26 protein-coding genes are annotated in these 25626 nt (G+C 63.4%); 12 read left to right on the forward strand and 14 right to left on the reverse strand.

The genetic code is table 11. The features are described 5' to 3' along the window. Positions 1-418 precede the first annotated feature (418 nt). The 7 genes from pheT to infC form a co-directional block, all read right to left on the reverse strand. Positions 419-2827, reverse strand: a complete 2409-nt coding sequence (gene pheT, locus NKI85_RS06000; protein ID WP_352522435.1) for a phenylalanine--tRNA ligase subunit beta — start codon at positions 2825-2827, stop codon at positions 419-421. Continuing rightward, complete coding sequence (locus tag NKI85_RS06005; protein ID WP_352522434.1) at positions 2824-3264, reverse strand: GFA family protein; 441 nt, start codon at positions 3262-3264, stop codon at positions 2824-2826. The genes pheT and NKI85_RS06005 overlap by 4 nt, the downstream gene beginning before the upstream one ends. Continuing rightward, positions 3261-4346: a phenylalanine--tRNA ligase subunit alpha gene (gene pheS / locus NKI85_RS06010; protein WP_352522433.1), complete on the reverse strand. Its 1086-nt coding sequence runs from the start codon at positions 4344-4346 to the stop codon at positions 3261-3263. Before pheS ends, NKI85_RS06005 begins: the two co-directional genes overlap by 4 nt. A gap of 96 nt (positions 4347-4442) precedes the next feature. After that, positions 4443-4844, reverse strand: coding sequence for a 50S ribosomal protein L20 (gene rplT / locus NKI85_RS06015; protein WP_352522431.1), 402 nt, complete (start codon positions 4842-4844; stop codon positions 4443-4445). Positions 4845-4879: 35 nt separating this feature from the next. Beyond that, entirely contained in the window at positions 4880-5083 is a 204-nt protein-coding gene (rpmI, locus tag NKI85_RS06020) for a 50S ribosomal protein L35 (protein WP_006201248.1), read from the reverse strand. A gap of 161 nt (positions 5084-5244) precedes the next feature. Further along, on the reverse strand, positions 5245-5901 hold the full coding sequence (locus tag NKI85_RS06025; protein WP_352522430.1) for a methyltransferase family protein: 657 nt from the start codon (positions 5899-5901) through the stop codon (positions 5245-5247). Between the two features lie 124 nt (positions 5902-6025). Beyond that, complete coding sequence (gene infC / locus NKI85_RS06030; RefSeq protein WP_023677573.1) at positions 6026-6562, reverse strand: translation initiation factor IF-3; 537 nt, start codon at positions 6560-6562, stop codon at positions 6026-6028. Between the two features lie 212 nt (positions 6563-6774). On the opposite strand from infC, the gene NKI85_RS06035 reads away from it, so the two are divergent. Beyond that, on the forward strand, positions 6775-7545 hold the full coding sequence (locus tag NKI85_RS06035; protein ID WP_352776359.1) for an alpha/beta hydrolase: 771 nt from the start codon (positions 6775-6777) through the stop codon (positions 7543-7545). A 48-nt stretch (positions 7546-7593) separates the two neighbouring features. Here the strand turns inward: NKI85_RS06035 and NKI85_RS06040 are convergent, their stop codons facing one another. After that, positions 7594-8607 carry a 1-aminocyclopropane-1-carboxylate deaminase gene (locus tag NKI85_RS06040; protein ID WP_352522428.1) on the reverse strand — a complete coding sequence of 338 codons (1014 nt, stop codon included), beginning with the start codon at positions 8605-8607 and terminating at the stop codon, positions 7594-7596. 170 nt (positions 8608-8777) lie between these two features. Between NKI85_RS06040 and NKI85_RS06045 the strand changes: the two genes are divergently transcribed. The 5 genes from NKI85_RS06045 to NKI85_RS06065 all read left to right on the forward strand — a co-directional run bounded on the left by NKI85_RS06045 (position 8778) and on the right by NKI85_RS06065 (position 11302). Then, positions 8778-9242, forward strand: coding sequence for an Lrp/AsnC ligand binding domain-containing protein (locus tag NKI85_RS06045; protein ID WP_352522427.1), 465 nt, complete (start codon positions 8778-8780; stop codon positions 9240-9242). Further along, entirely contained in the window at positions 9223-9486 is a 264-nt protein-coding gene (locus NKI85_RS06050; RefSeq protein ID WP_352522426.1) for a hypothetical protein, read from the forward strand. The genes NKI85_RS06045 and NKI85_RS06050 overlap by 20 nt, the downstream gene beginning before the upstream one ends. Positions 9487-9500: 14 nt before the next feature. Next, positions 9501-9980: a DUF2852 domain-containing protein gene (locus NKI85_RS06055; protein WP_352522425.1), complete on the forward strand. Its 480-nt coding sequence runs from the start codon at positions 9501-9503 to the stop codon at positions 9978-9980. Between the two features lie 97 nt (positions 9981-10077). After that, positions 10078-10836 carry a M48 family metallopeptidase gene (locus tag NKI85_RS06060; RefSeq protein WP_023677568.1) on the forward strand — a complete coding sequence of 253 codons (759 nt, stop codon included), beginning with the start codon at positions 10078-10080 and terminating at the stop codon, positions 10834-10836. 79 nt (positions 10837-10915) lie between these two features. Further along, positions 10916-11302: a hypothetical protein gene (locus NKI85_RS06065; protein WP_352522424.1), complete on the forward strand. Its 387-nt coding sequence runs from the start codon at positions 10916-10918 to the stop codon at positions 11300-11302. Positions 11303-11333: 31 nt separating this feature from the next. Here NKI85_RS06065 and NKI85_RS06070 read toward each other — a convergent pair whose 3' ends face one another. Next, the gene (locus NKI85_RS06070) at positions 11334-11552 is read right to left on the reverse strand and encodes a hypothetical protein (protein WP_352522422.1); all 219 of its coding nucleotides are present in this window, start codon (positions 11550-11552) and stop codon (positions 11334-11336) included. Between the two features lie 166 nt (positions 11553-11718). On the opposite strand from NKI85_RS06070, the gene NKI85_RS06075 reads away from it, so the two are divergent. The 6 genes from NKI85_RS06075 to NKI85_RS06100 all read left to right on the forward strand — a co-directional run bounded on the left by NKI85_RS06075 (position 11719) and on the right by NKI85_RS06100 (position 17337). Next, a complete protein-coding gene (locus NKI85_RS06075; RefSeq protein ID WP_352522754.1) occupies positions 11719-12378 on the forward strand; it encodes a phosphoribosylanthranilate isomerase in 660 nt (219 codons plus the stop codon). A 33-nt stretch (positions 12379-12411) separates the two neighbouring features. Continuing rightward, complete coding sequence (gene trpB, locus NKI85_RS06080) at positions 12412-13662, forward strand: tryptophan synthase subunit beta (RefSeq protein ID WP_352776363.1); 1251 nt, start codon at positions 12412-12414, stop codon at positions 13660-13662. A gap of 2 nt (positions 13663-13664) precedes the next feature. Next, on the forward strand, positions 13665-14504 hold the full coding sequence (gene trpA, locus NKI85_RS06085) for a tryptophan synthase subunit alpha (RefSeq protein WP_352522420.1): 840 nt from the start codon (positions 13665-13667) through the stop codon (positions 14502-14504). A gap of 36 nt (positions 14505-14540) precedes the next feature. Beyond that, entirely contained in the window at positions 14541-15467 is a 927-nt protein-coding gene (gene accD / locus NKI85_RS06090) for an acetyl-CoA carboxylase, carboxyltransferase subunit beta (RefSeq protein ID WP_352522419.1), read from the forward strand. 62 nt (positions 15468-15529) lie between these two features. Then, on the forward strand, positions 15530-16855 hold the full coding sequence (locus NKI85_RS06095) for a bifunctional folylpolyglutamate synthase/dihydrofolate synthase (RefSeq protein WP_352522418.1): 1326 nt from the start codon (positions 15530-15532) through the stop codon (positions 16853-16855). Between the two features lie 62 nt (positions 16856-16917). Continuing rightward, a complete protein-coding gene (locus tag NKI85_RS06100; RefSeq protein WP_352522417.1) occupies positions 16918-17337 on the forward strand; it encodes a VOC family protein in 420 nt (139 codons plus the stop codon). A 48-nt stretch (positions 17338-17385) separates the two neighbouring features. Here the strand turns inward: NKI85_RS06100 and NKI85_RS06105 are convergent, their stop codons facing one another. From NKI85_RS06105 to NKI85_RS06125, 5 genes are all read right to left on the reverse strand, one after another. Continuing rightward, entirely contained in the window at positions 17386-17667 is a 282-nt protein-coding gene (locus NKI85_RS06105; protein WP_023718287.1) for a cupin domain-containing protein, read from the reverse strand. A 128-nt stretch (positions 17668-17795) separates the two neighbouring features. After that, entirely contained in the window at positions 17796-18119 is a 324-nt protein-coding gene (gene trxA / locus NKI85_RS06110; RefSeq protein WP_352522415.1) for a thioredoxin, read from the reverse strand. A gap of 73 nt (positions 18120-18192) precedes the next feature. Continuing rightward, entirely contained in the window at positions 18193-21705 is a 3513-nt protein-coding gene (gene addA / locus NKI85_RS06115; RefSeq protein ID WP_352522414.1) for a double-strand break repair helicase AddA, read from the reverse strand. Next, positions 21702-24839: a double-strand break repair protein AddB gene (gene addB / locus NKI85_RS06120; RefSeq protein ID WP_352776366.1), complete on the reverse strand. Its 3138-nt coding sequence runs from the start codon at positions 24837-24839 to the stop codon at positions 21702-21704. The genes addA and addB overlap by 4 nt, the downstream gene beginning before the upstream one ends. Further along, a complete protein-coding gene (locus NKI85_RS06125) occupies positions 24836-25594 on the reverse strand; it encodes a nucleotidyltransferase family protein (RefSeq protein ID WP_352522412.1) in 759 nt (252 codons plus the stop codon). The genes addB and NKI85_RS06125 overlap by 4 nt, the downstream gene beginning before the upstream one ends. Positions 25595-25626: the final 32 nt, after the last annotated feature.

Below are 25626 nucleotides of genomic sequence, written 5' to 3' on the forward strand. Positions count from 1 at the left end.
CAATTATCGAAAAGGGTGTCGTGACGCCCATTTCTGCAGGGCTAGTTTCGCCCCCGCCCAAGGCTCATTGTTCGGTCGGTCTCGGACCAGAAGACTGGCTCCTCGATTGACGGCCATTCTTCGCCATACACAAAGCCTTCGATCGCATCTAGCTTTCCTTCAATCTCATCGAAGAACAGCACCATGCCGCAAAGAAGCTGGTCAGGTCCAACGCACGCTACCCGAAGCGAACTGAACACCCGACTCTCAAAACGCAATTCCGGGGGGAACCGATGAGGGAATGATTGTGGTCATGAACCCTACGGGGTCGTGGCTGCGGTCTTTGACTTTCAGCCCGCTTGCTATGTCAGAAGAAATGCCCGCGAAACGACAGAACTCCCGAACGAAAAACATTTCGAGCGAGGTCAATTTCATCCAGCTATCCCCGCAGCACGCCGCCGGTCTGCTTGTGCACATTCTCGACGATGCGCTTGGCCAACGCCTCGAAATCCTCGTCGGTCAGCGTCTTTTCGACCGGCTGGATCGACACCTCGATGGCGATGGATTTCTTCGCCGCGCCAAGTGAGGCCCCCTCGAAAACGTCGAACACCGAGACGCCGGAAATCAGCTTCCTGTCGGCGGCAAGGGCGGCGCGAACAAGTGTGCCGGCTTCGATCGCCTTGTCGACGACGAAGGCGAAATCGCGCTTGACCGCCTGGAAGGCGGACAGATCCAGCCTCGGCTTTGTCCGCGTCGGCTTGGCCTTCGGCTCAGGCACGGCATCGATGAAAACCTCGAAGCCGCAAAGCGGGCCGGAGACATCCAGCCCCTCCAACGTCTTCGGGTGGAACTCGCCAAACGTGCCGAGAACGACCTTCGGTCCGAGCTTGATCGTGCCGGAGCGGCCGGGATGATACCAGGCCGGACCGCCTGCCTCGATCTGCAGCCGGTCGACCGGCGCGCCGCAGGCTTCGAGCGCCGCGATCGCATCGGCCTTGGCATCGAACACACCGACCGCGCCGGCATTGCCGGCCCAGTGCCTGCCGGAGCCTTCGAGCCTGGCGGTGCCGCGCCGCACACCGGCGGCAACGCGCCGCTGCTGGTCGGGGCCGTCGCCCTCATAGGTGCCTGACACTTCGAACAGTGCGACGTCGCCGATGCCCTTGTCGGCGTTGCGCTGCGCTGCCGCAATCAGCCCCGGCAGCAACGACGGCCGCATGTCGGACATGTCGCTGGCGATCGGGTTGGCAAGCTTCAGCGCCTGCTGGCCGCCGCCGAACAATTCGGCATGTTTTGCCGGAATGAACGACCAGGTGACGGCCTCCATCATGCCACGCACGGCAAGCGCCCGTTTGGCGGCGCGGGTGCGGACCTGCAGCACAGTCAGGATCTTGGCGTTGACCGCGTCATGGGAGCCGAGCGGCTGTGGCGCGATGTTGTCGACGCCGTGGATGCGCATGACCTCTTCGACCAGGTCGGCCTTCCCATCGACATCCGGCCGCCAGGACGGCACGGTGACATTGACGACATCGCCCATGCCCTCCGGCTTGAAGCCGAGGCGGGCAAGAATGTCGAGGCTTGTCGAGCGCGGCACTTCGATGCCGGTCAGCCGCTTCACTTCCGACAATGGCAACGAGACGATCTTCGGCTGATGGCCGGCATAGCCGACGACGTCGGTTTGCGCCGGCGTGCCGCCGCAGAAATCGAGCACCAGCTTCGTTGCCAGCTCCACACCGGGAACCATCAATTCCGGATCGACGCCGCGTTCGAACCGGTAGCGTGCATCGGTGATGATGCCGAGCGTGCGGCCGGTGCGCGCGGTGGCGATCGGGTCCCAAAGTGCGGACTCGATCAGCACGTCGGTGGTGTTCTCGTCGCAGCCGGAATGCTGACCGCCCATGATGCCGGCGATCGACTCGACACCATCCTCGTCGGCGATGACGCACATCTCCGGCGTCAGCGTGTATTCGCGGCCGTCGAGCGCCAGCACCTTTTCGCCATCACGCGCCCGGCGCACGGTGAGATTGCCGGTGACCTTCCCAGCGTCGAAGACATGCAAGGGCCGGCCACGATCGAAGGTGACGTAGTTGGTGATGTCGACCAGCGCGCTGATCGGCCTCAAGCCTATGGCGATAAGCCTTTGCTGCAGCCATTTCGGCGACGGGCCGTTCTTGACGCCGCGCACCAGGCGCAGTGCAAAACCGGGACAGAGCTCCGGCGCTTCGATCGTCACCTTGACCGGCGTCTCGCCCTTGCCGGGGATCGGCTCTATCGGCTCGCTCTTCAGCGTGCCAAGCCCACTCGCCGCCAGATCGCGGGCGATGCCATAGACGCTGGTCGCATCCGGCCGGTTCGGCGTCAGATTGATCTCGATCAACGGATCGTCGAGATGGGCATAGGCGGCGAAGCTGGTGCCGACCGGTGCGTCGGCAGGCAGGTCGATGATGCCGTCATGCTCCTCGGACAGCTCGAGCTCGCGCTCGGAGCACATCATGCCGTGGCTTTCGACGCCGCGGATCTTGCCGACCGTCAGCGTCACGTCGATGCCGGGAATATAGGTGCCGGGCGCGGCAAAGGCGCCGATCAGGCCGGCCCGCGCATTTGGCGCGCCGCAGACCACCTGCGCAGGCGGCTTGCCGTCGCCGGTGTCGACGGTCAGCACGCGAAGCCGGTCGGCATCGGGATGCTGGACCGCCGTCAGCACCTTGGCGATGACGAAGGGGGTCAGGCTCGCCCGGTCGTCGACATGCTCGACCTCGAGGCCGATCGAGGTGAGACGCTCGACGATTTCCGCCAGCGAGGCGTCGGTCTCAAGGTGGTCCTTGAGCCAGGAGAGGGTGAGTTTCATGACTGTGTTCCGTCTGGTCTTTGCAGGCTGACTGGTCTGGGCACGCTGGTCTTCGGATGTCTCGGCAAGTCGTCGACCATATGCAGGAAGGCAAGCTGCTCGCCCACATAGGCATGGTGCGTCGGCCTGAAAGCGGCCGGCAGGTCCATGGCGCCGAGCATGAAGTAGATCTGGTCCTCCAGCCGCTCATCGACATAGGCAATCGGCGAGCCGCAGACCCCGCAGAAGGAGCGCGTCACCGGCCCGTTCTCGAACATCTTCAGCGCCTTGCCGGTGAAAACGACCTGGCCGGTCATGAAGCCGACAAAGGCCGAGACCGGCGCGCCGCTGGCCCGCCGGCAATCGCCGCAATGGCAATAGCTGACATGGTGCGGTTCGGCCGAGGCCTCGAACCGCACGGCGCCGCAGCGGCAGCCGCCGGTGTGCAGCGCTGTCATGCGCTCAAGCCCCCGAACAGCGTCGGCATGTCGAGCGGCCTAAAACCGTAATGCGACAGCCAGCGGACATCGGCGTCGAAGAAGGCGCGCAGGTCCGGCATGCCGTATTTCAGCATGGCGAGGCGGTCGATGCCCATGCCCCAGGCAAAGCCCTGATACTCGTCGGGGTCGAGACCACCGTAGCGGAGTACATTGGGGTGAACCATGCCGCAGCCGAGGATCTCCATCCAGTCGGAGCCTTCGCCGAAGCGCACCTCGCCCGGCCGCGAACGGTCGCACTGGATGTCGACCTCGAGGCTGGGTTCGGTGAACGGGAAGAAGGACGGCCGGAAGCGCATTTTCACGCTCGGCACCTCGAAGAAGGCCTTGCAGAATTCCTCCAGCACCCATTTCATGTTGGCGACGTTGGCTGACTTATCGATCACCAGCCCCTCGACCTGATGGAACATCGGCGAGTGGGTGGCATCGGAATCCTGCCGGTAGGTTTTTCCAGGAATGACGATGCGGATCGGCGGCTTCTGCATCTCCATGGTGCGGATCTGCACCGGCGAGGTGTGGGTGCGCAAAAGCTTGCGCTCGCCCTTCTCATCCGGCTGGAAAAAGAAGGTGTCGTGCATCTCGCGCGCCGGATGCCCTTCCGGGAAATTCAGCGCGGAGAAATTGTAATAGTCGGTCTCGATGTCCGGACCTTCGGCGATGGCAAAGCCGAGATCGCCGAAGATCGCCGCGATCTCGTCGATAACTTGGCTGATCGGATGGATGCGGCCGCGCTCGGCCGGCGATTGCCGCACCGGCAGCGTGACGTCGACCTTCTCGGCGGCGAGACGTGCGGAGATCGCCACGTTCTTCAGCTCGGCGCGGCGCGCCGAAAGTGCCTCGGTGACGCGGTTCTTGAGGCCGTTGATCGCCGGGCCTTTGACCTGCCGCTCCTCGGCGCTCATCGAGCCGAGCGTCTTCAGCATCTCGGAGACCGAACCCTTCTTGCCGAGGGCCGAGACACGCACCGCCTCGATCGTCTGCTCGTCGGCGGCCGATGCAATCTCGGCCATCAGGGAATTTTCGAGAGTTTCCATGTCACTCATGTTCCAGACCCGATTGGAAGCAAAGAAAAACCCGCGCCAGCCCTGCCAGCGCGGGTTTCCCAAATCAAGTGTCGAATAGCTTGGGAAGCGCTGGTCTTAAGCGACAGCGCTTTCAAAAGCATTCGGCGTGGTATTCTTGAGGTATTCGAGCGCAACCTTGGCCTTGGCCACGAGTGCGGCGAAGGCCTGCGGCTCGTGGATGGCCATGTCCGACAGGATCTTGCGGTCGATCTCGATGCCGGCCTTGTTGAGACCGTCGATGAAGCGGCCATAGGTCAGGCCATGCTCATGCGTCGCCGCATTGATGCGCTGGATCCACAGAGCGCGGAACGAGCGCTTGCGGTTCTTGCGATCGCGATACGCATACTGCATCGACTTTTCCACCGCCTGCTTGGCGATGCGGATGGTGTTCTTGCGGCGGCCGTAGAAACCCTTGGCGGCTTTCAGAACCTTCTTGTGCTTGGCGTGCGAGGTGACGCCTCTCTTTACGCGTGCCATGTCATGATCTCCTTAACGCTGTCCAGACCGAATGCTCAGAGGCCGTTCGGCAGAAAATTCTTGATGACCTTCTTGCCATCCGGTTCAGCCAGAACCATCGTGCCGCGGGCATTTCGAATGAACTTGTTGGAACGCTTGATCATGCCGTGACGCTTGCCGGCCGCAGCCGACAGAACTTTACCGGTACCTGTGATCTTGAACCGCTTTTTAGCGGCCGACTTGGTCTTCATCTTGGGCATTTTGCTACTCCGTTTATATGCGCACCAATGCGCTTTTTGTTCGCTTCAGGCCGACCACAGCCCGAAAAGCAAATGAAACCGCCACGGCATGCCCTGCCGGGCGGTTTTTTAGGAACGGCGGTCCTATACGTCAAAGCGGGCCGGCGCGCAACACCCAGTGGTCACGGGAAACGGAACAGCACCGGCAGTATGCCAGCCTGCTGGGCGCCGTCGATCAGTTCGAAGGCCGGCAAGGCAACCAGGAACACCAGACCGTCGAGCAGCGTGGTCAAGAGCAGGCGCGGCTTGAAGCCGCCGGTATTGCCCTCCTGATACAGCGAAAGCTTCGGAAAGAAGCGCGGTACCCGCGCCACATAAGCCTCGAATGGGGCGCCGAGTGCGTATCTCAGGTACTTCTCCTCGCGCAAAATGACGATATGGAAGGCGGCAGCGCACAGGACTGCAAAGCCGATCATGGCGATGACCGAGCCGATCTGCGCGCCGACGCCGGCGGCCGCCACGGTGGAGAAGACATAGAGCGGGTTGCGGGTGATCGAATAGGGCCCGCCGGTAACGACTTCGGAGGATTTTCGCCCACCGATATAAAGCGTCGACCACAAGCGTCCGACAATGCCGAGAAAGATCAGCAGGATGCCGACCATTTCGATCGTTTCATGCACTGGCGTATCGGGCGGAAAAACCGACTGCCCGAACAAAAGCATCGCGAACAGGACGACGACGACCCCGGCAAGCACCATCCTGCGCGTGTGCTGGTAGCTGCCCAGCCCATATTTGGCTTCCGGATGTTTGACTTCCGAATGCTTGACTTCATTGACCATGTCGGGAATCCGATCGTCGAGGGAACCAGAGCGTCTTCGCTCTCGCCGGCGATCGCAGCGTCTGGACAAGAAACAGGCGCCCCGCCGATCGCCGGGACGCCTTGCAACATGATTCAGGCAGATTTTAGCGGGGCGCCAGCACCATCATCATCTGGCGGCCTTCGAGCTTCGGTTCGGCTTCGACCTTGGCGATGGGCGCCACTTCCTCGCGAACCTTGTTCAGAAGCTGCATGCCGAGTTCCATATGCGCCATCTCGCGACCACGGAAACGCAAAGTCAGCTTGACCTTGTCGCCTTCCTCGAAAAAGCGCCGGACGGCCTTCATCTTCGTCTCGTAGTCGTGGCTGTCGATGTTCGGGCGCATCTTGATCTCCTTGATCTCGATGACCTTCTGGTTCTTGCGCGCCTCGGCCGCCTTCTTCTGGTTGGCGTATTTCAGCTTGCCGAGATCGAGGATCTTTACGACGGGCGGCACTGCATTGGGCGATATCTCGACCAGATCGAGCCCAGCCTCTTCGGCGAGCAGCAATGCGTCGTTGATGGAGACATCGCCGCGGTTCTGGCCTTCGGCGTCGATTAGCTGGACCCGGGGAACCCGGATGTCACGGTTTGAGCGCGGGCCTTCCTTGGTGGGCGCCGCTGCTTTGAAAGGTCTGCGAATGGTCGTGGTCTCCTTGAGCCGTTTCGTTAAGGGGTTCTTCAGTTCAGATTGCGAACGCGCAATGTGGTGAGCGCGCGGTCGGAGTCAATAGCACAGCATTCTCAGGAAATCACCTGCTCGATGAATGCATCGCTGCACCAAGCAAAGAAAACGCAGAGCACTTTTCGTCGAACCCCCGCTTGTGCCAAAAGACCGTCACGAGGGAACACGTCATGAGCGCCACCACCCCGATCTTTCTGGACGTCGACGGGACGAGCATCGCCGTCAGGCATGCGGCAGGCACTGAGCCCGGCATCGTCTGGCTTGGCGGCTACAAATCCGACATGCTGGGCACCAAGGCCGAAAAACTGTCGGAATGGGCGCTTGGGGAAGGTCGCGCCTTCCTGCGCCACGATTATTCCGGCCATGGCGAGTCAGGCGGCGCCTTTACCGACGGCACCATCTCGAAATGGCTAGACGAGAGCCTGGCGGTTTTCCGCCGCTTCACCCAGGGCAGGCCAATCCTAGTCGGCTCGTCGATGGGCGCCTGGATTGCACTGCGCATGGTGCAGGAATTGCGCAAGGCGGCCGAGAACAGCGTCGCCGGTCTTGTGCTCCTGGCCCCGGCGCCTGATTTCACCTTCGAACTGATCGAGCCGGTGCTGACTGAGGCGCAGAAGCGCGACCTCCGGGAAAAGGGCCTTTTCGAGGAGCCGTCGGACTATTCCGCCGAGCCTTACATTTACACGCGCGCACTGATCGAGGACGGCCGCACCAACCGGGTGATGACCGGCCCGATCGACACGCATTGCCCGGTCCACATCCTGCAAGGCCTGGCTGACCCCGACGTGCCGCCGAGCCATGCGCTGAAGCTGGTCGGCCTGCTTCCGGCCGACGATGTCACGCTGTCACTCATTCCCGACGGCGACCACCGCCTGTCGCGGCCGCAGGATCTGGACATGCTGGTGCGGGCGATCGACGCGATGGTGCGGCAGGCCGGGTAGCCGCCGTTGATCGCGGCCATAGATCGCAGATGCTGCAACTGAAGGTATTCAGCCGTTGCGGAACGTATAAGCATATCCGTTGATGGCCGGAGCGCCGCCGAGGTGGGCGTAGAGCACTTTCGATCCCTTGGGAAAATAACCCTTGCTCACGAGATCGATCATGCCCTGCATGGATTTTCCCTCGTAGACCGGATCCGTGATCATGCCTTCAAGGCGCGCGCAGAGACGGATCGCTGCCTTCGTCTCCTGCGAGGGGACGCCGTAGACCGGATAGGCATAATCTTCGATCAGGACGACATCGTCCTCATCGAGCTCCTTGCCGAGTTCGACCAACGTCGCGGTGCTCTGCGCGATCTTCAGCACTTGCGCCTTGGTCTGCGCCGGGGTGCAGGATGCGTCGATGCCGATCACCTTGCGCTCGCGGCCGTCCTTGGCGAAGCCGACCAGCATGCCGGCGTGAGTCGAACCGGTGACGGTACAAACGACGATGTAGTCGAAGGCAAAGCCGAGCTCCTTCTCCTGCGCGCGGACCTCCTCGGCGAAGCCGACATAGCCCAGGCCCCCGTATTTGTGTACCGAAGCCCCGGCCGGAATTGGATAGGGTCTGCCACCCTTGGCCTTCACATCCGCGATTGCCTGTTCCCAGCTTTCCCTAATCCCGATGTCGAAACCCTCATCGACCATCTGGACATCAGCGCCCATGATCCGGCTCAAAAGGATATTGCCGACGCGATCGTAGACGACGTCCTCGTGGGGCACCCAGCTTTCCTGCACGAGGCGGCATTTCATGCCGATCTTCGCCGCGACGGCCGCCACCATGCGCGTATGGTTGGATTGAACGCCACCGATCGACACCAGCGTGTCGGCGTTTGAGGCGATCGCGTCCGGGACGATGTATTCGAGCTTGCGCAGTTTATTGCCACCGAAGGCAAGGCCGGAATTGCAATCCTCCCGCTTGGCATAGAGATCGACCTTCCCGCCGAGATGACCACCAAGCCGCTCCAGTTTCTCGATATGGGTCGGCCCGAATGTGAGCGGATAGCGTTCGAATTTCTCGAGCATGAGAGTGCCCTCCCTTGTTCCATTCATTGCGGTGTGGTGCGATGAACACTATCAGCTCTGCCTTGAAAGGTGCTCTCAAAGATCGAGCCTGAAATATCCAAAATATCGCTTCATGGCATTGAAATGTCATATATATTCGATTCTTAATCAGAATAACGGAAGAATCTTTCATGCGCGCACCGCTCGACCGGATCGACCTGAAAATGTTGCGCCTGCTCCAGGGCAATGGGCGACTGACCAATGCGGAGCTGGCGCAGTCGGTCGCTGTCAGCCCGGCGACGTGCCACCGCCGGACGCAACGCCTGTTCGATGAAGGCTACATCAGCCATGTCAGAGCGATGGTGACCCCGCAGAAGGTCGACAGAGGCGCGTTGGTGATGGTTGGCGTCGTACTCGACCGTTCGACCCCGGAGAGTTTCGCGGAATTCGAAAAGGCCGTCGCCAAACTGAAATTCATCCTCGACTGCCATCTGGTGGCAGGCGACTTCGATTATTTTCTGAAGATCAGGGTTGGTGACATGGCGGATTTCAACCGAATCCACGGGGACCAATTGATCGCACTGCCCGGCGTTCGCCAGACGAGAACCTTCTTCGTGATGAAAGAAGTCGTCGACAATGCGCCTCTGGATTTTTGAACGGACGGCTTCGAAGCGTCAAACCATTGCACTCAGCCAGCAGACGCGATCGGCGCTGGATTTTCACTACAGAACCGTCGGCGGCATTGCCACCTTACGGGCCTGGCTGCTCTTTTCCTCGATACGCTCAAAAAGCGATAATCATTTCAGCCGCTTGTCCGGTTTTGGCGATTGCTGTCTTGAATCGCCGTTTTCTTCATCCCATTTCGATTCCACGCAGCCGGATTTGGCTGTCTCCAACTGAAGGATTGGGAGAAAATGAACACATCTGCATTGATCCGTCCGGCTTGGACGCCGGCGACCATCGCGTTGATGGTGATCGGGTTCATGGTGTTCTGGCCGCTCGGCTTCGCCATGCTCGCCTACATCATCTGGGGCGACCGGCTCGAAGGCTTCAAGCGTGACGTCAACCGCGCGACCGACGGCATCTTCGCCGGCTGTCGGCGCGGTTCCGACAAGGCCGCGCGCTGGGGCCATGGCTCCGCCCGTACCGGCAACGTCGCTTTCGACGACTGGCGCGAAAAGGAACTCGAGCGGCTGGCCGAAGAGCGCCGCAAGCTCGACGAGATGCTGGGCGAGTTCGACGACTATGCGCGCGAATTGCGCCGCGCCAAGGACCAGGACGAGTTCGACCGCTTCATGGCCAATCGCAACAAGCCGACGTCGCCCACGACCACCGGGCCGACGACCAACAACAAACCCAGCGGCAAGTCCACGCCAGGCCTGCTCGACGAGTAAGGCCTCGTGCCCCGATAGATAATCCAACGGCGTCGCGTCAGCGGCGCCGTTTCTTTTTTGTTCTATTCGTTTCCCTCGAATCGCGTATCGTCCCGGCATGTCCTTCGGCTTCTTCCGCACCCCGGCGAAACCCAAGCCCACGCCCGTCGTGGAGCGCGAGCATTGCGTTGCCGGCCGCACGCTGCCGCTCAAGATCGTCGAGAACGACCGCGCCCGCCGCCTGACGCTGCGCATCGACTCCGGCGGCCGCGGCCTGCGCATCACCGTGCCGCCGGGGCTGCGCCGCGGCGAGGTGGAAAAATTCCTCGACCGCCATCAGGACTGGCTGGAGCAAAGGCTGGCCAAGGTGCCCAACCGGCCGCAGGTGCGGCCCGGCATCAAGGTACCGGTGCGCGGCGTACCGCATCGCATCGTCCATGAACCGTCGAAACGCGGCACCGTCACGCTATCGCGCGACGAGCGCGGGCCGCTGATGATCGTGCATGGCGAGCGTGTGCATCTGCCGCGCCGCATCGCCGATTTCCTGAAGCGCGAAGCCAAGCGCGAGATCGAGGCGCTGGTGACGAAGCACAGCGCCGCGATTGGCAAGCGGGCCAAGGCGATCCGTTTCAAGGACACGTCGAGCCGCTGGGGATCCTGCACGTCGGACGGCAATCTGTCGTTTTCCTGGCGCATCATGATGGCGCCGCGGCCGGTCATAAACTACCTCGTCGCGCACGAAGTGGCGCATCTCAAGGAGATGAACCACGGCCCGAAATTCTGGAAATTATGCGAGCAGCTTTGCCCGGACACCGAGCGCTGCAAGGACTGGCTCAAGCGCAATGGCGGCGCGCTGCAGGCGATCGCGTTCGAGTGATTGATGCCTGCGCGGATCGAATACCGGCTGATTGGAGCGGGCTGGGCGATGTGCGACGGTTGGGGACCTTCAGGCGACCGTGGCGGCGTCTTATCTGGGCGATGCCCTCAACGAGCTGCTTGGCGCTACGCTGAACGCGCTGAAAGGCACCAGGTATTCGGTCGCACGCTTCTGTGATGAACTCGGTGAGTATCGCTTCGTCCTGGTGCCGGAAGGCGCTTTTGTCAGAGTGCAGATACTGGAATTTTCAGAAATCTGGTCTGACGAGCCAGACGACTTCGGCGAGGTGAAACTTGAAGCCACATGCGGGTTGCGAGAGTTCGCAGAAGCAGTTCTCAGTGCCGCGCGTGAGGTTTTGAACACACATGGCCTCGAAGGTTACAAGGAAAACTGGCGCAAACATGACTTTCCGTTGGAGGCCATGAACAACCTAAGTCGCGCGTTGAGAGGAGGAACACTCCATTGACAGAGTGCGCTTTTGATCAGGGCTTAATTGCTCAATCGTCATTCGCCGCGTTCAACTCCTCCGGCCGCAACCCCTCATCGGCATGGCGCGGCCAAGGCAGGAAGTCCTTCTCGAAGGTCTCGTTGCTGAAATAGGCCAGCGCCCGGTGCGCCTCGGCGCCGTTGAAAGCCGCCTTGTCCATCAAATGAGCGATGACCTCATGGGCCTGTGCCAGCTTTTGCCTGAGTTCCGCGACGGTCTTTTCCGGCATGGTCTTTGTTCTCCCGCCTTTGTGCCTGAGCAAGTAGCGCGTTGCGCTCTTATATTAGCAAGGTAGCGCGTTCCGCTCTTACATTAGCAAGGTAGCGCGTTTCGCGCTGGCGGCAAACAAGATGCTTTTTCTCGACTCTTTGGCCGTTTCGTGCCAATCCCGCGCCATGGCGCTCGACATCAAGATATGCGGTTTGAAGACCGACAAGACGCTTGCCGCTGCATTGGCCGGCGGCGCCAGCCATGTCGGCTTCATTTTCTTTGCCAAAAGCCCGCGCTATGTCGAGCCGGCGGAAGCCGGACGCCTGCGCGAGGCAGCGCGCGGCAAGGCCAGAGCGGTTGCGGTGACGGTCGACGCAGGCGATGCATTCCTGGACGAGATCGTCGAAAAAATGCAGCCCGACATGCTGCAGCTTCACGGCGCTGAAACGCCCGAGCGGGTGGCCGAGGTGAAGGCCCGCTACGGCCTGCCGGTGATGAAGGCGCTGCCGGTCAGCGAGGCTGCCGATCTCGAGCGGGTAAAACACTTCGTCGGCATTGCCGACCGCTTCCTGTTCGATGCCAAGCCGCCGAAAGGCTCGGAGCTGCCGGGCGGCAACGGTCTTGCCTTCGACTGGCGCATTCTGGCCAGCCTTGACGCCGGCGTCGATTACATGCTTTCCGGGGGGCTCAACGCAGGCAATATCGGCAACGCCCTTCGACTGGCGAACCCGCCCGGAGTAGACATTTCATCGGGCGTGGAAAGCGCGCCGGGCGTCAAGGAACCGGCGCTGATCGAACAATTTTTCCGGGCCGTCGGGGCAGCACGCGACAACCGCGCCGCCTGACCGCACTTCAAACCACAAACCAGGAGATCGGCGATGGACAAGCCGGCGACACCGAATTCCTTCCGCACCGGCCCCGACGAGCAGGGCATGTTCGGCATTTTTGGCGGTCGTTTCGTTGCCGAAACGCTGATGCCGCTGATCCTTGAGCTGGAGCGGCACTGGAACGAGGTCAAGAACGACCCGGATTTCAAGGCCGAGCTGACCGATCTCTCGACGCATTATGCCGGGCGTCCGTCGAAGCTTTATTTCGCCGAAGGCCTGACCAGGCATCTTCGTGAGGTCTCCTCGGCGAAGGGCCTCGGTGGCGGCGCAAAGGTCTATTTCAAGCGCGAGGATTTGAACCACACCGGCTCGCACAAGATCAACAACTGCCTCGGCCAGATCCTGCTCGCCAAGCGCATGGGCAAGACGAGGATCATCGCCGAGACCGGCGCCGGCCAGCATGGCGTCGCTTCCGCTACTGTGGCAGCGCGCTTCGGCCTTCCCTGTATCGTCTATATGGGTGCAACCGACGTCGCCCGGCAAAGCCCCAACGTCTTTCGCATGAAGCTTCTGGGCGCCGAGGTGCGGCCGGTGACCGCCGGCCACGGCACGCTGAAGGACGCCATGAACGAGGCGCTGCGCGACTGGGTGACCAATGTCGAGGATACCTATTACCTGATCGGCACCGCCGCCGGCCCGCACCCCTATCCGGAGCTGGTGCGTGACTTCCAGTCGGTGATCGGCACCGAAGCGCGCGCCCAGATCCTCGAGCAGGAAGGCCGGCTGCCGGATACGATCATCGCCGCCGTCGGCGGCGGCTCGAACGCCATCGGCTTGTTCCATCCCTTCCTCGACGACAGGCAGGTGCGCATCATCGGCGTCGAAGCCGGCGGCCGCGGCCTCGACGGCATCGAGCATTGCGCATCGATGAGTGCCGGCGCGCCCGGCGTGCTGCACGGCAACCGCACCTATCTGCTGCAGAACGCCGACGGGCAGATCATGGACGGCCACTCGATCTCGGCCGGTCTCGACTATCCCGGCGTCGGGCCGGAGCATTCGTGGCTGCGCGATTCCGGCCGCGTCGACTATGTGCCGATCCTCGACGACGAGGCGCTGGAGGCGTTTCAGCTGACGACGCGCGTCGAAGGCATCATTCCGGCGCTGGAATCCGCCCATGCCATCGCCCATGCGGTGAAGATCGTGCCTGACATGGACAAGGACCAGATCGTCATCGTCAATCTGTCCGGCCGCGGCGACAAGGACGTGCATACGGTGGCCAATATGCTGGGCATGGAGATCTGATCATGACCACGCGCATCGACCGCCGCATGGCGAAGCTGAAGGCCGAAGGGCGCCCGGCGCTCGTCACCTATTTCATGGGCGGCGACCCCGACTACGACACGTCGCTCTCGATCATGAAGGCGCTGCCCGGCGCCGGCAGCGACATCATCGAGCTCGGCATGCCGTTTTCCGATCCGATGGCCGACGGCCCGGCGATCCAGGCGGCAGGGCTGCGCGCGCTGAAGGGCGGCCAGACGCTGGTCAAGACGCTGAAGATGGCGTCGGAATTCCGCGCCGGCGACAGTGAAACGCCGATCGTTTTGATGGGCTATTACAATCCGATCTACATCTACGGCGTCGAGCGCTTCCTGAGCGACGCGCTGGCAAGTGGCATCGACGGGCTGATCGTCGTCGACCTGCCGCCGGAGATGGACGAGGAGCTTTGCATCCCGGCACTCAAGGCCGGCATCAATTTCATCCGGCTGGCGACGCCGACCACCGATGACAAGCGCCTGCCCAAGGTGCTGCAGAACACGTCGGGTTTCGTCTACTACGTCTCGATGACCGGCATCACCGGTTCGGCGCTGGCCGACACCGGCAAAGTGGCGGCAGCGGTCAAGCGCATCAAGAGCCATACCGACCTGCCGGTCTGCGTCGGCTTCGGCGTCAAGACGGCCGAGCAGGCGCGCACCATCGGCGCGTCGGCCGACGGCGTCGTCGTCGGCACCGCGATCGTCAATGCGGTCGCCAACGTGCTGGGGCCAAAAGGCGAAAAGACCGCCGATCCGGCCGAGGCCGTCGCCACGCTGGTCAGCGGCCTTTCGCAAGGGGTGCGGGCCGCCCGCCTTGCTGCCGCCGAATAGTCTTCCTACGTCTTCGTAAGGACAGGAGCCGAAGCGATGAACTGGATCACCAATTACGTCCGCCCGAAGATCAATTCGATGCTCGGCCGCCGCACCGACATGCCGGAAAACCTGTGGATCAAGGATCCCGAGACCGGCGAAATGGTGTTCCACAAGGATCTGGAGCAGAATCAGTTCGTCATCCCGTCCTCCGGCCACCATATGAAAATCTCGGCCAAGGAGCGGCTGAAATTCTTCCTCGATGACGGCAAATACGAAACGCTCGAGAACCCCAAGGTGGTGCAGGATCCACTCAAGTTCCGCGACGAGAAGCGCTATGTAGACCGGCTGAAGGATGCCAAGGCCAAGACCGGCCTGGAAGATGCCATCATCAATGCGCTGGGCACGGTAGAGGGCCTGCCGGTGGTGGTGACTGTGCAGGATTTTGCCTTCATGGGCGGGTCGCTCGGCATGGCGGCCGGCGACGCCATTGTGCATGGTTTCGAGGTCGCCTTGCAGCGCAAGCGGCCGCTGATCCTGTTTGCGGCCTCCGGCGGCGCCCGCATGCAGGAAGGCATCCTGTCGCTCATGCAGCTGCCGCGGACCACGATTGGCGTCGACAGGCTGAAGGAGGCCGGCCTTCCCTACATCGTCGTCCTGACCAACCCGACGACCGGCGGCGTCACCGCCTCTTACGCCATGCTGGGCGACGTGCACATTGCCGAGCCCGGGGCGCTGATCGGCTTTGCCGGACCGCGCGTCATCGAGCAGACCATCCGCGAAAAGCTGCCCGACGGCTTCCAGCGCGCCGAATATCTGATGGAACACGGCATGGTCGACATGGTGGTGTCGCGGCTGGAGATGCGCCAGACGGTTGCGCGGCTGCTGAGAATGCTGCTCAAGCTGCCGGAAGAGCAAAAACCACAGGAGCCGGAAATCCTGCCGCCGGTGGCGATCCCGGCCGAAGCCCGGCCGCAAGCCTGACGCGACATCAGGCGGCGCGAGCGGCTGTTGTGTGCCGTTGTGCGCGCGCTTAGGATTCCTTCATGACCACGCTTGCCGCCGACCGCGAAATCGAAAGCCTGATGGCGCTTCACCCGAAGGGCTTCGACCTTTCGCTCGACCGCATTTCGCGGCTGCTCGAACGCCTCGGCAACCCGCAGGACCAGTTGCCGCCGGTCATCCACATCGCCGGCACCAACGGCAAGGGCTCCTGTGCCGCTTTTTCGCGGGCGCTGCTCGAAGCAGCCGACTACCGCGTCCACGTCCACACTTCGCCACACTTAGTGAACTGGCACGAGCGCTACCGGCTAGCCGCCGATGGCGGCGGCAGGCTGGTGGACGACAAGGTCTTCGCCGAAGCCATCGCTCGTGTTGCCGAGGCCAATCAAGGTCAGAAGATCACCGTCTTCGAAATCCTCACCGCCGTCACCTTCCTTTTGTTTTCCGAACATCCGGCCGACGCGGTCATCCTTGAGGTCGGCCTTGGCGGCCGCTTCGACGCCACCAATGTCATCGCCGAGCCGGCGGTGTCGGTGATCATGCCGGTCTCGCTCGACCACGAAGCCTATCTCGGCGACCGTGTCGAACTGATCGCCGCCGAAAAGGCCGGCATCATCAAGCGTGGTTGCCCGGTCGTCATCGGCGCGCAGGAAAGCGAGACGGCGCAGCAGGTGCTTATCGAAACCGCCGAGCGGCTTGACTGTCCCGCCTTCGTCTATGGCCAGGATTTCCTCGCCTATGAGGAAAACGGCCGCATGGTCTATCAGGACGAAGACGGATTGATGGACCTGCCGCCGCCGCGCCTGCCGGGGCGCCACCAATTCGCCAATGCGGCCGCGGCGATCGCGGCCGTCAAGGCGGCGGGCTTCGAGATCAGCCACCGCGCTGCCGAGAAGGCGATGGCCAGCGTCGTCTGGCCGGGCCGTATGCAGAAGTTGCCGCAAGGCAAGCTGAGCGAACTGGCACCGAAGGGCGCCGACATCTGGCTCGACGGCGGCCATAATCCCGGCGCCGGCGTGGTCGTCGCCGAGGCGCTGGCCGAGCAGGAGGAAAAGAACCCGCGTCCGCTGTTCCTGATCTCGGGCATGATCAACACCAAGGACCAGAGCGGCTATTTCCGTGCCTTCAAAGGGCTGGTCCGGCATGTCTACACCGTGCCGGTGAGCCTGAGCGAGGCCGGAGTTCCGAATGACGAACTGGCGACCCGCGCCACCGAGGCCGGCCTGTCAGCCGAGCCGGTGAGTTCCGTCGCCAATGCACTGATGCTGCTGCGCGATACATGGGACGGACCGCCGCCGCGCATCCTGATCGGCGGATCGCTTTACCTTGCCGGCGCGGTACTGGCCGAAAACGGCACGCCGCCGACCTGAGGCGTGCGTTCGCCCGGGCCGCGATGACGCCAGACCTATCAGACCACCGCGAGGAGCCAGTCATGATCAAGGTAAAGCAGCTTGCTCACGTGTGCATTTTCGCGAATGACCTGGAAGTGACGCGAAGCTTCTATCGGGACGTCCTCGGCATGGACACCCAGTTCAATTTCCTGCGCGACGGGAAGATTTTCGGTTTCTACCTCAATTGCGACAGCCGTAGTCACGTCGAGGTGTTCCAGAAAGACCATGCGAGTTATAGCGACTTGAACCAGATCAACCATTTCTGCCTCGAAGTGGAAAACATCGACGCCGCAATCGCGCATGTGCGGTCGAAGGGCGTTGAAGTCACTTCAAAGAAACGCGCGTGCGATGACACGTACCAGGCTTGGATTCGCGACCCTAACGGCGTGAAGATAGAACTGTTCGAATATACGAAAGAAAGTGCGCAATTCGTCGGAGGCGATCGTATCGCGGATTGGTGATCGCGCCTTGCCGGACGCTTATGGCGGCGCAGCCGACACGTTGGTGGATTACTTCAGCTCGACCTCGATGAAGGCGAATTCGCCATCATTTGCGCTGATGACGTCATGTTCGACGCCCTCGTTGCGGAAATAGGGCGCACCCTTCTTCATTTCGGCGAAGGATTCGCCGTCCTTGGTCAGGAGCTTCACCTTGCCGTCGGTCAGTGGCACGATCACGTAGTCGTGGCCATGGCGGTGCCAGCCGGTGTTGTCGCCCGGGGCGAAGCGGTATTCGGTGACGATGACGCGCTCATTGTCGATGAAGACGGTGGCCTTGGCGGATCCGGTCATGTCGCTTCTCCTGCTTTAAGCCAGACAAGAGCATGAGACGGCAAGTGGCGAGTGCCAGATCTGCGGATCGGTGACGCCAAGAAAAAGCCCGGCGCGAGGCCGGGCTGTTCTGCAAAATTTCAATCGGATCAGGCGAGACTGCCGTTGATCCAGTGCGACAATGCGGTCTTCGGCGCAGCACCGACCTTCATGTCGGCGACTTCGCCGCCCTTGAAGATCATCAGCGTCGGGATCGAGCGCACGCCGAACTGCGCGGCCAGCTCAGGATTCTCATCGATGTTGAGCTTGGCGATCTTCACCTTGCTGCCGAGTTCGATGGCGATGTCCTCGAGCGCCGGGGCGATCATCTTGCACGGGCCGCACCACTCCGCCCAGAAATCGACCACGACGGGCTCCTTGGCGTCGAGCACGTCGGCCTGGAAATTGCTCTTGTCGACCTTGACGGTGGCCATGCTGAGATCCTTTCGATTTTTTCGTCGCACCAAATGTGGTGGTGATCGCGTCTTTCTTCAAGCAGGTGTTGTGTCACGCTCCCGTGAGTCGAGCAAGGGCACCGTCCATGACTGCCGCCGGCAGCTCGATCAGCCGCGACGCCTCGGTGAACAGCAGTGCCGCCGAGACCTCGCGTCCCGGATAGAGCGGCTGAAGCAGCGCGCGATAGAGTGCGAGCTGCAGAACATAGGCGGGCGGTACTTCGGAGAGCATCGCCGGCGCCGGCCGGTTGGTCTTGTAGTCGACGATCGACACGCTGCCGGGCGTTACCGCCAGCCGGTCGATCTTGCCGGAGATCGAGCGTAGTTTTCCCCGCACCTCCAGGCTGCCCATGATCGCGACCTCGGCACGCGAGTTTGGTGCAAACAGCGGCGCGAAGCGGCTGTCGGCAAGAATTCTGGAAACCGCGGCCAAGGCTTTTTCGCGCTCGTCTTCCGGCCATTCCGCGCCGGCGCGCGCCAGGTAGCGTTCGGCAGCATCCCGGTGTTCGCCCGCGGCGATGCCGGGCAGCATCTGCAGCAATTTGTGCAGCGCCAGCCCGCGCATCACGGCAAAGCCGGGCTCCGCCTCGGCGTCCAGTACCGGCGAACGCGTGTCGACTACGGCTTGCCTCGCTTCGTCGATCAGCACCGAGGCGCCGGATGGCGACAACGGCCGCGGCAGCTCCTCGAAGGGCGGCAGCGGCTGGAACAGGGTTTTCGGCAACGGAGCGGCGCGTTCCACCTGCCGTGCTTCATCCACTGCCGCCAGTGGCATGGGCGGCAGCTTCGTCACCTGAAAGCGGTGCACGGCTTCGGCGGTAGCGGGGTGCCGCCGTTCCTCGCTTTCGGCGGCGCCGACCAACGCGCGGCTGACGATCGAATGCCAGGTGCCGGTGTTCGGCGCCCGCTTGCCATGGTAGCCGCAGACGATCAGCCGATCCTCGGCGCGGGTCATGCCGACATAGAGCAGCCGGCGGTATTCGTCGTCGGCGAGCTCGCGGGCGCGGGCCGATGCGGCGCGTGAAAATCCATTGGCAACATCGCTGGCCGAACGCCAGAGATAGCCCTTGCCATCCCAGCAGTCGCCCGAGCCTTCGAACGGCATCAATCTCGGCAGATGCTGGTCGCTGAACGGCGCGGAGCCGCCATCGACCAGGAATACCACCGGCGCTTCCAGGCCTTTGGCGGCATGCACGGTCATGACGCGAACCTCGTCGCGGGTCTGGTCCATCTCGCGCTTGATCTCGGGGCCGGCGTTTTCCAGCGTCGACAGGAAGGACTCCAGTCCGGGCAGGCCGGTCCGCTCCTCGGCCAGGCAGAAATTGAGGAATTCGTCGAGGATATCGCCGGCCTCCGGCCCGAGCCGCGCGATCATCTTCTTGCGCAGGCCGTCGCGGGCGAGAGCTCCGGCATAAAATTCGAACACCGGCTTGAATGCGGCTTCGTTCGACCATGTGTCGAGCCGGCTGACGACGGCGGCCAAGGTCTCGCTTTCGCCGGCATGCCGGCGCAGCGAAGCGATCAAGGAGACAGCGGGCGGCCTCTCGGAAGCGAGGGCGAAAAGCATCTCTTCCGAGATATCGAAGATCGGGCTGCGCAGCACGGCGGCGAGCGACAAATCATCTTCGGGCTGGATGAGAAAATGGCCGAGTGCGATCAGGTCCTTCACCGCGATGTGTCCGGGCAGGCTGAGCCGGTCGGCGCCGGCCACCGGAATGTCGCGGCGCTTCAGCGCCCGCGTCAGCGCATGGACGAAGCGGTCGCGCTTGCGCACCAGCACCAGCACATTGCCGGGCCGAAGTTTCTTGCCGCGGCCTTCGATGACCTCACCGCTGCCGATCCAGCCGGCAATGGTTGCTGCGACGTTTTCGGCAACGCGCACCGCCGGCGCGTGGGCATGGTCGACCGCTTGCGTCCAGTCGTCGGGTTCGTCGACGACATCGGCGCCGATCGACGGCCAGACCTCGACGTAACCCGACGCATCGGTGCGGATCGCCTTATGGTCGAGCGGATCGGGATCATGGCTGATGCCGCGCCGCACGATCGGATCGACAAAGACGCGATCCACCGCCGCAAGCACGTCGTCGGTCGAGCGGAACGACCAGGTAAGTTTGAGATCGGCGAAGGCGGCGTCGGCACCACGAACTTTGCCGGCAAACAAAAGCCGGCTGTCGGCAAACGAATCTGGGGCGGCACCCTGGAAGGAATAGATCGACTGCTTTTCGTCACCGACGGCAAAGATCGTACGGTGGACGGCGTCGCGCGCGCCGAGCCCGGCAAAGAACTCCTCCGCCAGCCGCTTGACCACCTCCCACTGGTCGGGACTGGTGTCCTGCGCCTCGTCGAGCAGGATGTGGTCGATCCCTTGGTCGAGCTTGTATTGCACCCATGGGCCGGCATCGGGCCGTGCCAGCAGGTTGACGGTGCGGGTGATCAGGTCGTTGAAGTCGAGAAAGCCGCGGGCGCGCTTCAACTGCTCGTAGCGGGCGATCAGCCAGTCGGCGATGGTCAGCGCCGCACGCGTGCCTTCCAGCATCCTGAACAAGGCCAGCCGGTCGGAGATTTCGAGAATGGCGTCGACCGCCGCCAGATAGCGCTCGGCAAGGTCGGGCAGCCGGTCGAGCAACGCCTTCTTGAACGTCTTTGCCGGATCATAGGGCTCGCCGTCGGCCCTCAGGAAAGCCTTGGCAAGCAGATGCAGACGTCGGACGGCGTCATCCTCGGCGAAGGCAAGACGGGCGTAGGGCAGCAGATTGTTCAGCACGATGCGCGCATCGGCAGCCTCGGCCGCCCGGGAAAAGGTGACGAGATAATCCGGCAGGAAGCCGGGCAGCGGCCAGACCGAGGCGGCTATGCCTTCGGCGGTTTGGCCGGTGCGGAAGTGGAACTCATCGAACAGCGCCTGAAAACCATCGCCGCCGGCCGCGACGATGAAGACGCGCAAACCGTCGCGCTTGCGCACAATCTCGGACAGCAGTGCGTCGAGCCCATGTTCGCCACCGCGCTCCAGCACGGTGGCAAAAGCCTCGGCCAATGCCGCATCGCCTGCAACGCCGCCCGAAATCATGTCGCGGCGGGCAGCGGCGAACAGCGAAGCCTCCATTTGCGGATCGAGCATTTCGAAATGCGCGGGGATGTTGGCTTCCAGCGGGAACTGATGCAGCACCGATTCGCAGAAGGCGTGGATGGTCTGGATCTTCAGCCCGCCCGGTGTTTCCAGCGCCTCGGCAAACAGCCGTCGCGCCCGGCGCATGGTCTCGCGATCGGGCTGGCGGCCGTCCAGCGCCTCTATCCGTGTCGAGAGCTCGGCGTCGCCAAGTGCTGTCCATTGCGACAGGGTCGAAAACACCCGGTTCGACATGTTGGCGGCGGCGGCACGCGTATAGGTCAGGCACAGGATCTTGGACGGATCGGTGCCGCGCAGCAGCAGCCGGATGACGCGCTGGGCGAGAACATGGGTCTTGCCCGATCCGGCATTGGCCGACACCCAGGCGGAATTTTGCGGATCGGAGGCGCTCGCCTGGCTGGCGGCGGTGTCACTCGGGATTGGATAGGCCTTCTTCATGCCTCCCCTCCCTCGTCGTCGGCGTCGCCGCCGGCGGACCATTCGAGCACGCGGGCGAGATGGTCGTAGTCGCCGTCGGTCTCGCCCTCGCGGAACGGCAACGCCCGCGACAAATAGCCGGTCGTCGGGTCGGCATAGTGGATCAGCAGTTTTTCCAACCGCGCCCACGCCTCTTCGGCGAGATCGGCAGCGGTTCGCGGCTTGCGGTTGTATTCGAGGATCGATTCCTCGAACACCTCGCCATTCGGCCTCAGCCGCACGAAGGCCAGTTGCGACGGCTCGCGTGCGCCAAGCTCCTTGAAGGCGCCGCGCCGCAGCAATGCGCCCTCCAGCGCGAGCTGCGGCGACAATAGCGTGTGCGCCTGCGCCTTGGATGGCGAGGAGCCGGTCTTGTAATCGAGAATGTCGGCCATGCCGCCGGCCAGCAGATCGATACGATCGGCATAGCCGGACAGGGTCACGCCGGATCGGCCGACGCCGGTCTTTTCGGCGCGTTCCTCGGCGTGCCGCCGTGCCACCGCTGCGGCCCGGCCGCGCTCCCATTCGATGATGCCGGCGGCAAGCTTTTCGAAGCGTGGCCACCACACCGCCTCGACATCGGCCGGCAGGGCCGCCTCGGCAAAGCAGGAGCGCCCGGCGGCGATAAGTCCATCCAGCGCCTCTGGCGTGCGCGGGTCGGCCACCCTCGCTGAGAAGAGGTGCAGAATGGCGTGAAACAGCGTGCCGCGCTCGGCAGCGCCCGGATCGCGAACGACCGGATCGAGCGGCATCAGGCGGAGGATCCTTTTGGCGTAGACGGCATAAGGATCGCGCCGTAGCGTTTCGATCTCGGTGACCGAGAAATGGTGCGGCCGCACGGCGAGCGGCGGTTTCGGCTGCGGCCGCGGCGCAAAATCCTGCTTTTCGCCGGCATCGAGTGCCCGTGCCCAGGCAAGCAGTTCATCGCCGCGCCGACGAAGTGCCGCAGCGTGCTCCTCGCCGACGAAGGTAAGGATACGCTGCAGCCAGCGCGACGGCACCGACGGTGCGTCGCCGGAGCGGGCGGAGCGCGCCAGCACCACGTTTTTCGCGCCCATCGCCATCTGGAAATCATGGGCGGCAAGGCCGATGCGCCGTTCGGGTGGTTCGAGATCGATGCCGGTCTTCATCAGCCGCGACATGAAGCGGTCACTCTCCGGCTTGCGCGGCCACACGCCTTCGTTGAGCCCGCCGACGACCAGCGTATCGACGTCCTGAAGCCGCGCTTCCAGCACGCCCCAGATGGCGATGTTCCTGTCGGTGCCCTGCGCCGGCTTGACCGTTTCGGGCGCGATCAGCGCCTCCATCACATCAGGCCATTCGTCCGCCGCGAAGGAGAACCATGCCGACGCGGCGACCAGCCCGCGCAGCAACTCCGCCAGCTTTTCGCCCGCATCGCCGGCATAGAGCTCGCTCAGGCTTTCATCGGCAGCACGGCCGAGGCTTTCGAGCGCGACGACGCTGGCCCGGACAAGCGTGGCAAGATCAGCATTCTCCTCGCCGCGAAAGGCAAGCAGCGGCGCCAGTGCAGCAGTTAGCCGGATCAGAAGATCGCGGGCTTGTTCGATGCGCCTGACCGAGAGCCGCGGCCGCCAGAAGGGTCGGCGGCGATCGCCGCCGTCGTCGAATTCGAGGAGCCGGGCATCGAAGAGTTGCGGCAGCGACGCGACATCCGGGCGCCCGGTGCCGCCACGCAGCGCCACCAGTTCGACGATTTCGGCCGCATGGCGGACGCTTGCCCGCTCCAAACCGAGGCCGAGCAGGGGGTGCTTGAGCAGCGACAGCAAGGCGACCGGGTCGCCCGGACGGAACGCCGCTTGAAGCGCCAGCCTGAGCAGGCCGGCGGCTGGCGTGTTGATGAGCGGCGTACCGCCGGAATCGTCGGCGGCGACGCCGAAGCGCAACAGCTCGACTGAGACGCGCCGCGCCAGCGCGCGGTCGCCGGTGACGAGTGCGGCGCGCCGGCCGGGCCGTTCGACAGCCTGTTTGAGCGCGACGGCGATCGCCACGGCTTCGTCGCGTTCGCTGGCAGCTTCGAGAAGCGTCACACCGGCGAAGGCCTCGGCAATATCGCCGGCGGTGAAGCGGGCGCGCGTCTCGGCCCAGAGTTCGGTGGTTTCCGCCGGCCGCAGGGCCTCGCCGACAAGTGCGGCGCGCAGCGTAAGCGGCCGCGGCGCAACAGCAATCTCGTCGACATCGGCGCGCAGCACGCCGATCTTGCCGATCAACTTTGCCAGACCGTATTGCGGGTGGCCAAGCAAGGCCGGGCGCACACCCGGTGCGGTAATCGCGGCAAAGGACGGTTCGTCCAGCGTCCGGTCGAGGCCGGGCAGCACGACGGCGCCATTGGGCAAACCGGCGATCGCGGCAAGCAGCTCGGCCGTGGCGGGGATAGACCCGGTGGAACCGGCGGCGATCACCGGTCCGGCGGGCGGATTGCGCTTCAGCCGCGCCGCCTCCAGCCTTATCAGGGCATTGCGATGCGCGGCCGGATTGGAGCGATGGCGTTCCTCGAGGAGCTTCGGCCAGTTCTCGGTCACGATGGTCAGGAAATCGAGCGTCACCTGCCACCAGCCTGCCAGGTTGCCGGTTACAAGATCGGCGAGCCTCGCCCAATCCGTGCCTTCGGTCTCGATCTCATCCATCAGGCGTGCAAGGTCGCGCGCCAGCCAGATGGCGTCGGCCGCCGAAGCCGGGATGACGATCTCCTCGTCGAACAATGCCGCGACATGTGCCGGCAGGCGGCGTTTCCACGCCCGCACCAGCGGCGCAAGCAGCAACAGGCGCTCGACCGCGGCGATCGGCGGCGCAAGGTCGATGGCGGCGGAAGCTCCTGCCTCGAAGGCGGCTTCATCTTCATCGAACTCACCAAGTGGGCGGATGACCGGCAGGATCGCCGAGCGGCTTCCCGATCGCGAGAGAGCATCGACGAAGACGCCGCGAAGCGCCCGCGCGGCACGGCGCGTCGGCACGTAAATGGTGAGATCGGCCAGCACCAGCGGATCGCCATCATAGGCAAAACCGGGAACAAGGCGCCCTGCAAGCAGCGCCTCGGCCAGCGTCGGCAGGAACGGCGCTCCAGGCGGGATCGAGAAAACGCGGCGGGAGCCGCTCATTTCGACTCGGTAAGAGCGCCGGGTGCCTCAGCAAGAGCATCGGGCGACCCGGCAAGCGCGGCGGCGACCACTGCTTCCGCCCGCGGGATCGCGTCAGGCGTGCCGACAGTGATCCAATGGCCACGCATCGTCATACCGAACAGGCGGCCGGCGGCGATGGCCGCATCGAAATAGGCGTTAAGCGACAGCGGGCCGGCCGGCGCATCCTTGAAGATGCGCGGATGGACGATTGCGGCGCCGGCATAGATCAGGCCAGCCGGATCTTTGTTTGCACGCCGCAAGGCGCCGCCCGGCGCCATCAGGAAATCGGTGCCGCCGCTATGTCCGGTTGCTGACTGGAGATCCGCAAGCATCAGCAGAATGTCCATTGTCGCGCCCTTCCATGCAAGGGCAAGACGCCTGAGGTTGGAAACGCCGCTGTCGATCCAGAAGGTGTCGGCATTGAGCACATAGAAGGGTGCCCGCAAACTGGGCAGTGCCTTGACGATACCACCGGCAGAGTCGAGCAGGCCGCTGCTCTCATCAGATATGACAATTTTCGGCACGCTGCGCTTGGCAACATGGTCCATGATCTGTTGCGGCAGGTAATGGACGTTGACGACGGCCTTGGCGACGCCTGCCTCGGCAAGGCTGTCCAGCCCCCAGTCGAGCAATGCCTTGCCGGCGACCTTGATGAGCGGCTTCGGCATCGTCTCGGTTATCGGCCGCATGCGCTTGCCGAGCCCGGCGGCGAGCACCATGGCGGTCGTGGGCATCGGTCCCTCGTCCGACGCCTTCAGGCCCAAAT

Source organism: Mesorhizobium sp. M0571 (genome assembly GCF_040320985.1).
Taxonomy (GTDB): Bacteria; Pseudomonadota; Alphaproteobacteria; order Rhizobiales; family Rhizobiaceae; genus Mesorhizobium.

Bases quoted from the DNA above. Each gene is read 5' to 3' on its own strand.
- NKI85_RS06045 (WP_352522427.1), top strand. From the start codon at position 8,778: ATGCGCGCACCGCTCGACCGGATCGACCTGAAAATGTTGCGCCTGCTC.
- pheT (WP_352522435.1), bottom strand. From the start codon at position 2,827: ATGAAACTCACCCTCTCCTGGCTCAAGGACCACCTTGAGACCGACGCC.
- addA (WP_352522414.1), bottom strand. From the start codon at position 21,705: ATGAAGAAGGCCTATCCAATCCCGAGTGACACCGCCGCCAGCCAGGCG.
- trpA (WP_352522420.1), top strand. From the start codon at position 13,665: ATGACCACGCGCATCGACCGCCGCATGGCGAAGCTGAAGGCCGAAGGG.
- NKI85_RS06040 (WP_352522428.1), bottom strand. From the start codon at position 8,607: ATGCTCGAGAAATTCGAACGCTATCCGCTCACATTCGGGCCGACCCAT.
- NKI85_RS06075 (WP_352522754.1), top strand. From the start codon at position 11,719: ATGGCGCTCGACATCAAGATATGCGGTTTGAAGACCGACAAGACGCTT.
- NKI85_RS06005 (WP_352522434.1), bottom strand. From the start codon at position 3,264: ATGACAGCGCTGCACACCGGCGGCTGCCGCTGCGGCGCCGTGCGGTTC.
- NKI85_RS06070 (WP_352522422.1), bottom strand. From the start codon at position 11,552: ATGCCGGAAAAGACCGTCGCGGAACTCAGGCAAAAGCTGGCACAGGCC.
- accD (WP_352522419.1), top strand. From the start codon at position 14,541: ATGAACTGGATCACCAATTACGTCCGCCCGAAGATCAATTCGATGCTC.
- rpmI (WP_006201248.1), bottom strand. From the start codon at position 5,083: ATGCCCAAGATGAAGACCAAGTCGGCCGCTAAAAAGCGGTTCAAGATC.
- NKI85_RS06105 (WP_023718287.1), bottom strand. From the start codon at position 17,667: ATGACCGGATCCGCCAAGGCCACCGTCTTCATCGACAATGAGCGCGTC.
- NKI85_RS06050 (WP_352522426.1), top strand. From the start codon at position 9,223: ATGCGCCTCTGGATTTTTGAACGGACGGCTTCGAAGCGTCAAACCATT.
- rplT (WP_352522431.1), bottom strand. From the start codon at position 4,844: ATGGCACGCGTAAAGAGAGGCGTCACCTCGCACGCCAAGCACAAGAAG.
- NKI85_RS06025 (WP_352522430.1), bottom strand. From the start codon at position 5,901: ATGGTCAATGAAGTCAAGCATTCGGAAGTCAAACATCCGGAAGCCAAA.
- NKI85_RS06095 (WP_352522418.1), top strand. From the start codon at position 15,530: ATGACCACGCTTGCCGCCGACCGCGAAATCGAAAGCCTGATGGCGCTT.
- trpB (WP_352776363.1), top strand. From the start codon at position 12,412: ATGGACAAGCCGGCGACACCGAATTCCTTCCGCACCGGCCCCGACGAG.
- pheS (WP_352522433.1), bottom strand. From the start codon at position 4,346: ATGAGTGACATGGAAACTCTCGAAAATTCCCTGATGGCCGAGATTGCA.
- NKI85_RS06100 (WP_352522417.1), top strand. From the start codon at position 16,918: ATGATCAAGGTAAAGCAGCTTGCTCACGTGTGCATTTTCGCGAATGAC.
- trxA (WP_352522415.1), bottom strand. From the start codon at position 18,119: ATGGCCACCGTCAAGGTCGACAAGAGCAATTTCCAGGCCGACGTGCTC.
- NKI85_RS06125 (WP_352522412.1), bottom strand. From the start codon at position 25,594: ATGCCCACGACCGCCATGGTGCTCGCCGCCGGGCTCGGCAAGCGCATG.
- addB (WP_352776366.1), bottom strand. From the start codon at position 24,839: ATGAGCGGCTCCCGCCGCGTTTTCTCGATCCCGCCTGGAGCGCCGTTC.
- NKI85_RS06055 (WP_352522425.1), top strand. From the start codon at position 9,501: ATGAACACATCTGCATTGATCCGTCCGGCTTGGACGCCGGCGACCATC.
- NKI85_RS06035 (WP_352776359.1), top strand. From the start codon at position 6,775: ATGAGCGCCACCACCCCGATCTTTCTGGACGTCGACGGGACGAGCATC.
- NKI85_RS06060 (WP_023677568.1), top strand. From the start codon at position 10,078: ATGTCCTTCGGCTTCTTCCGCACCCCGGCGAAACCCAAGCCCACGCCC.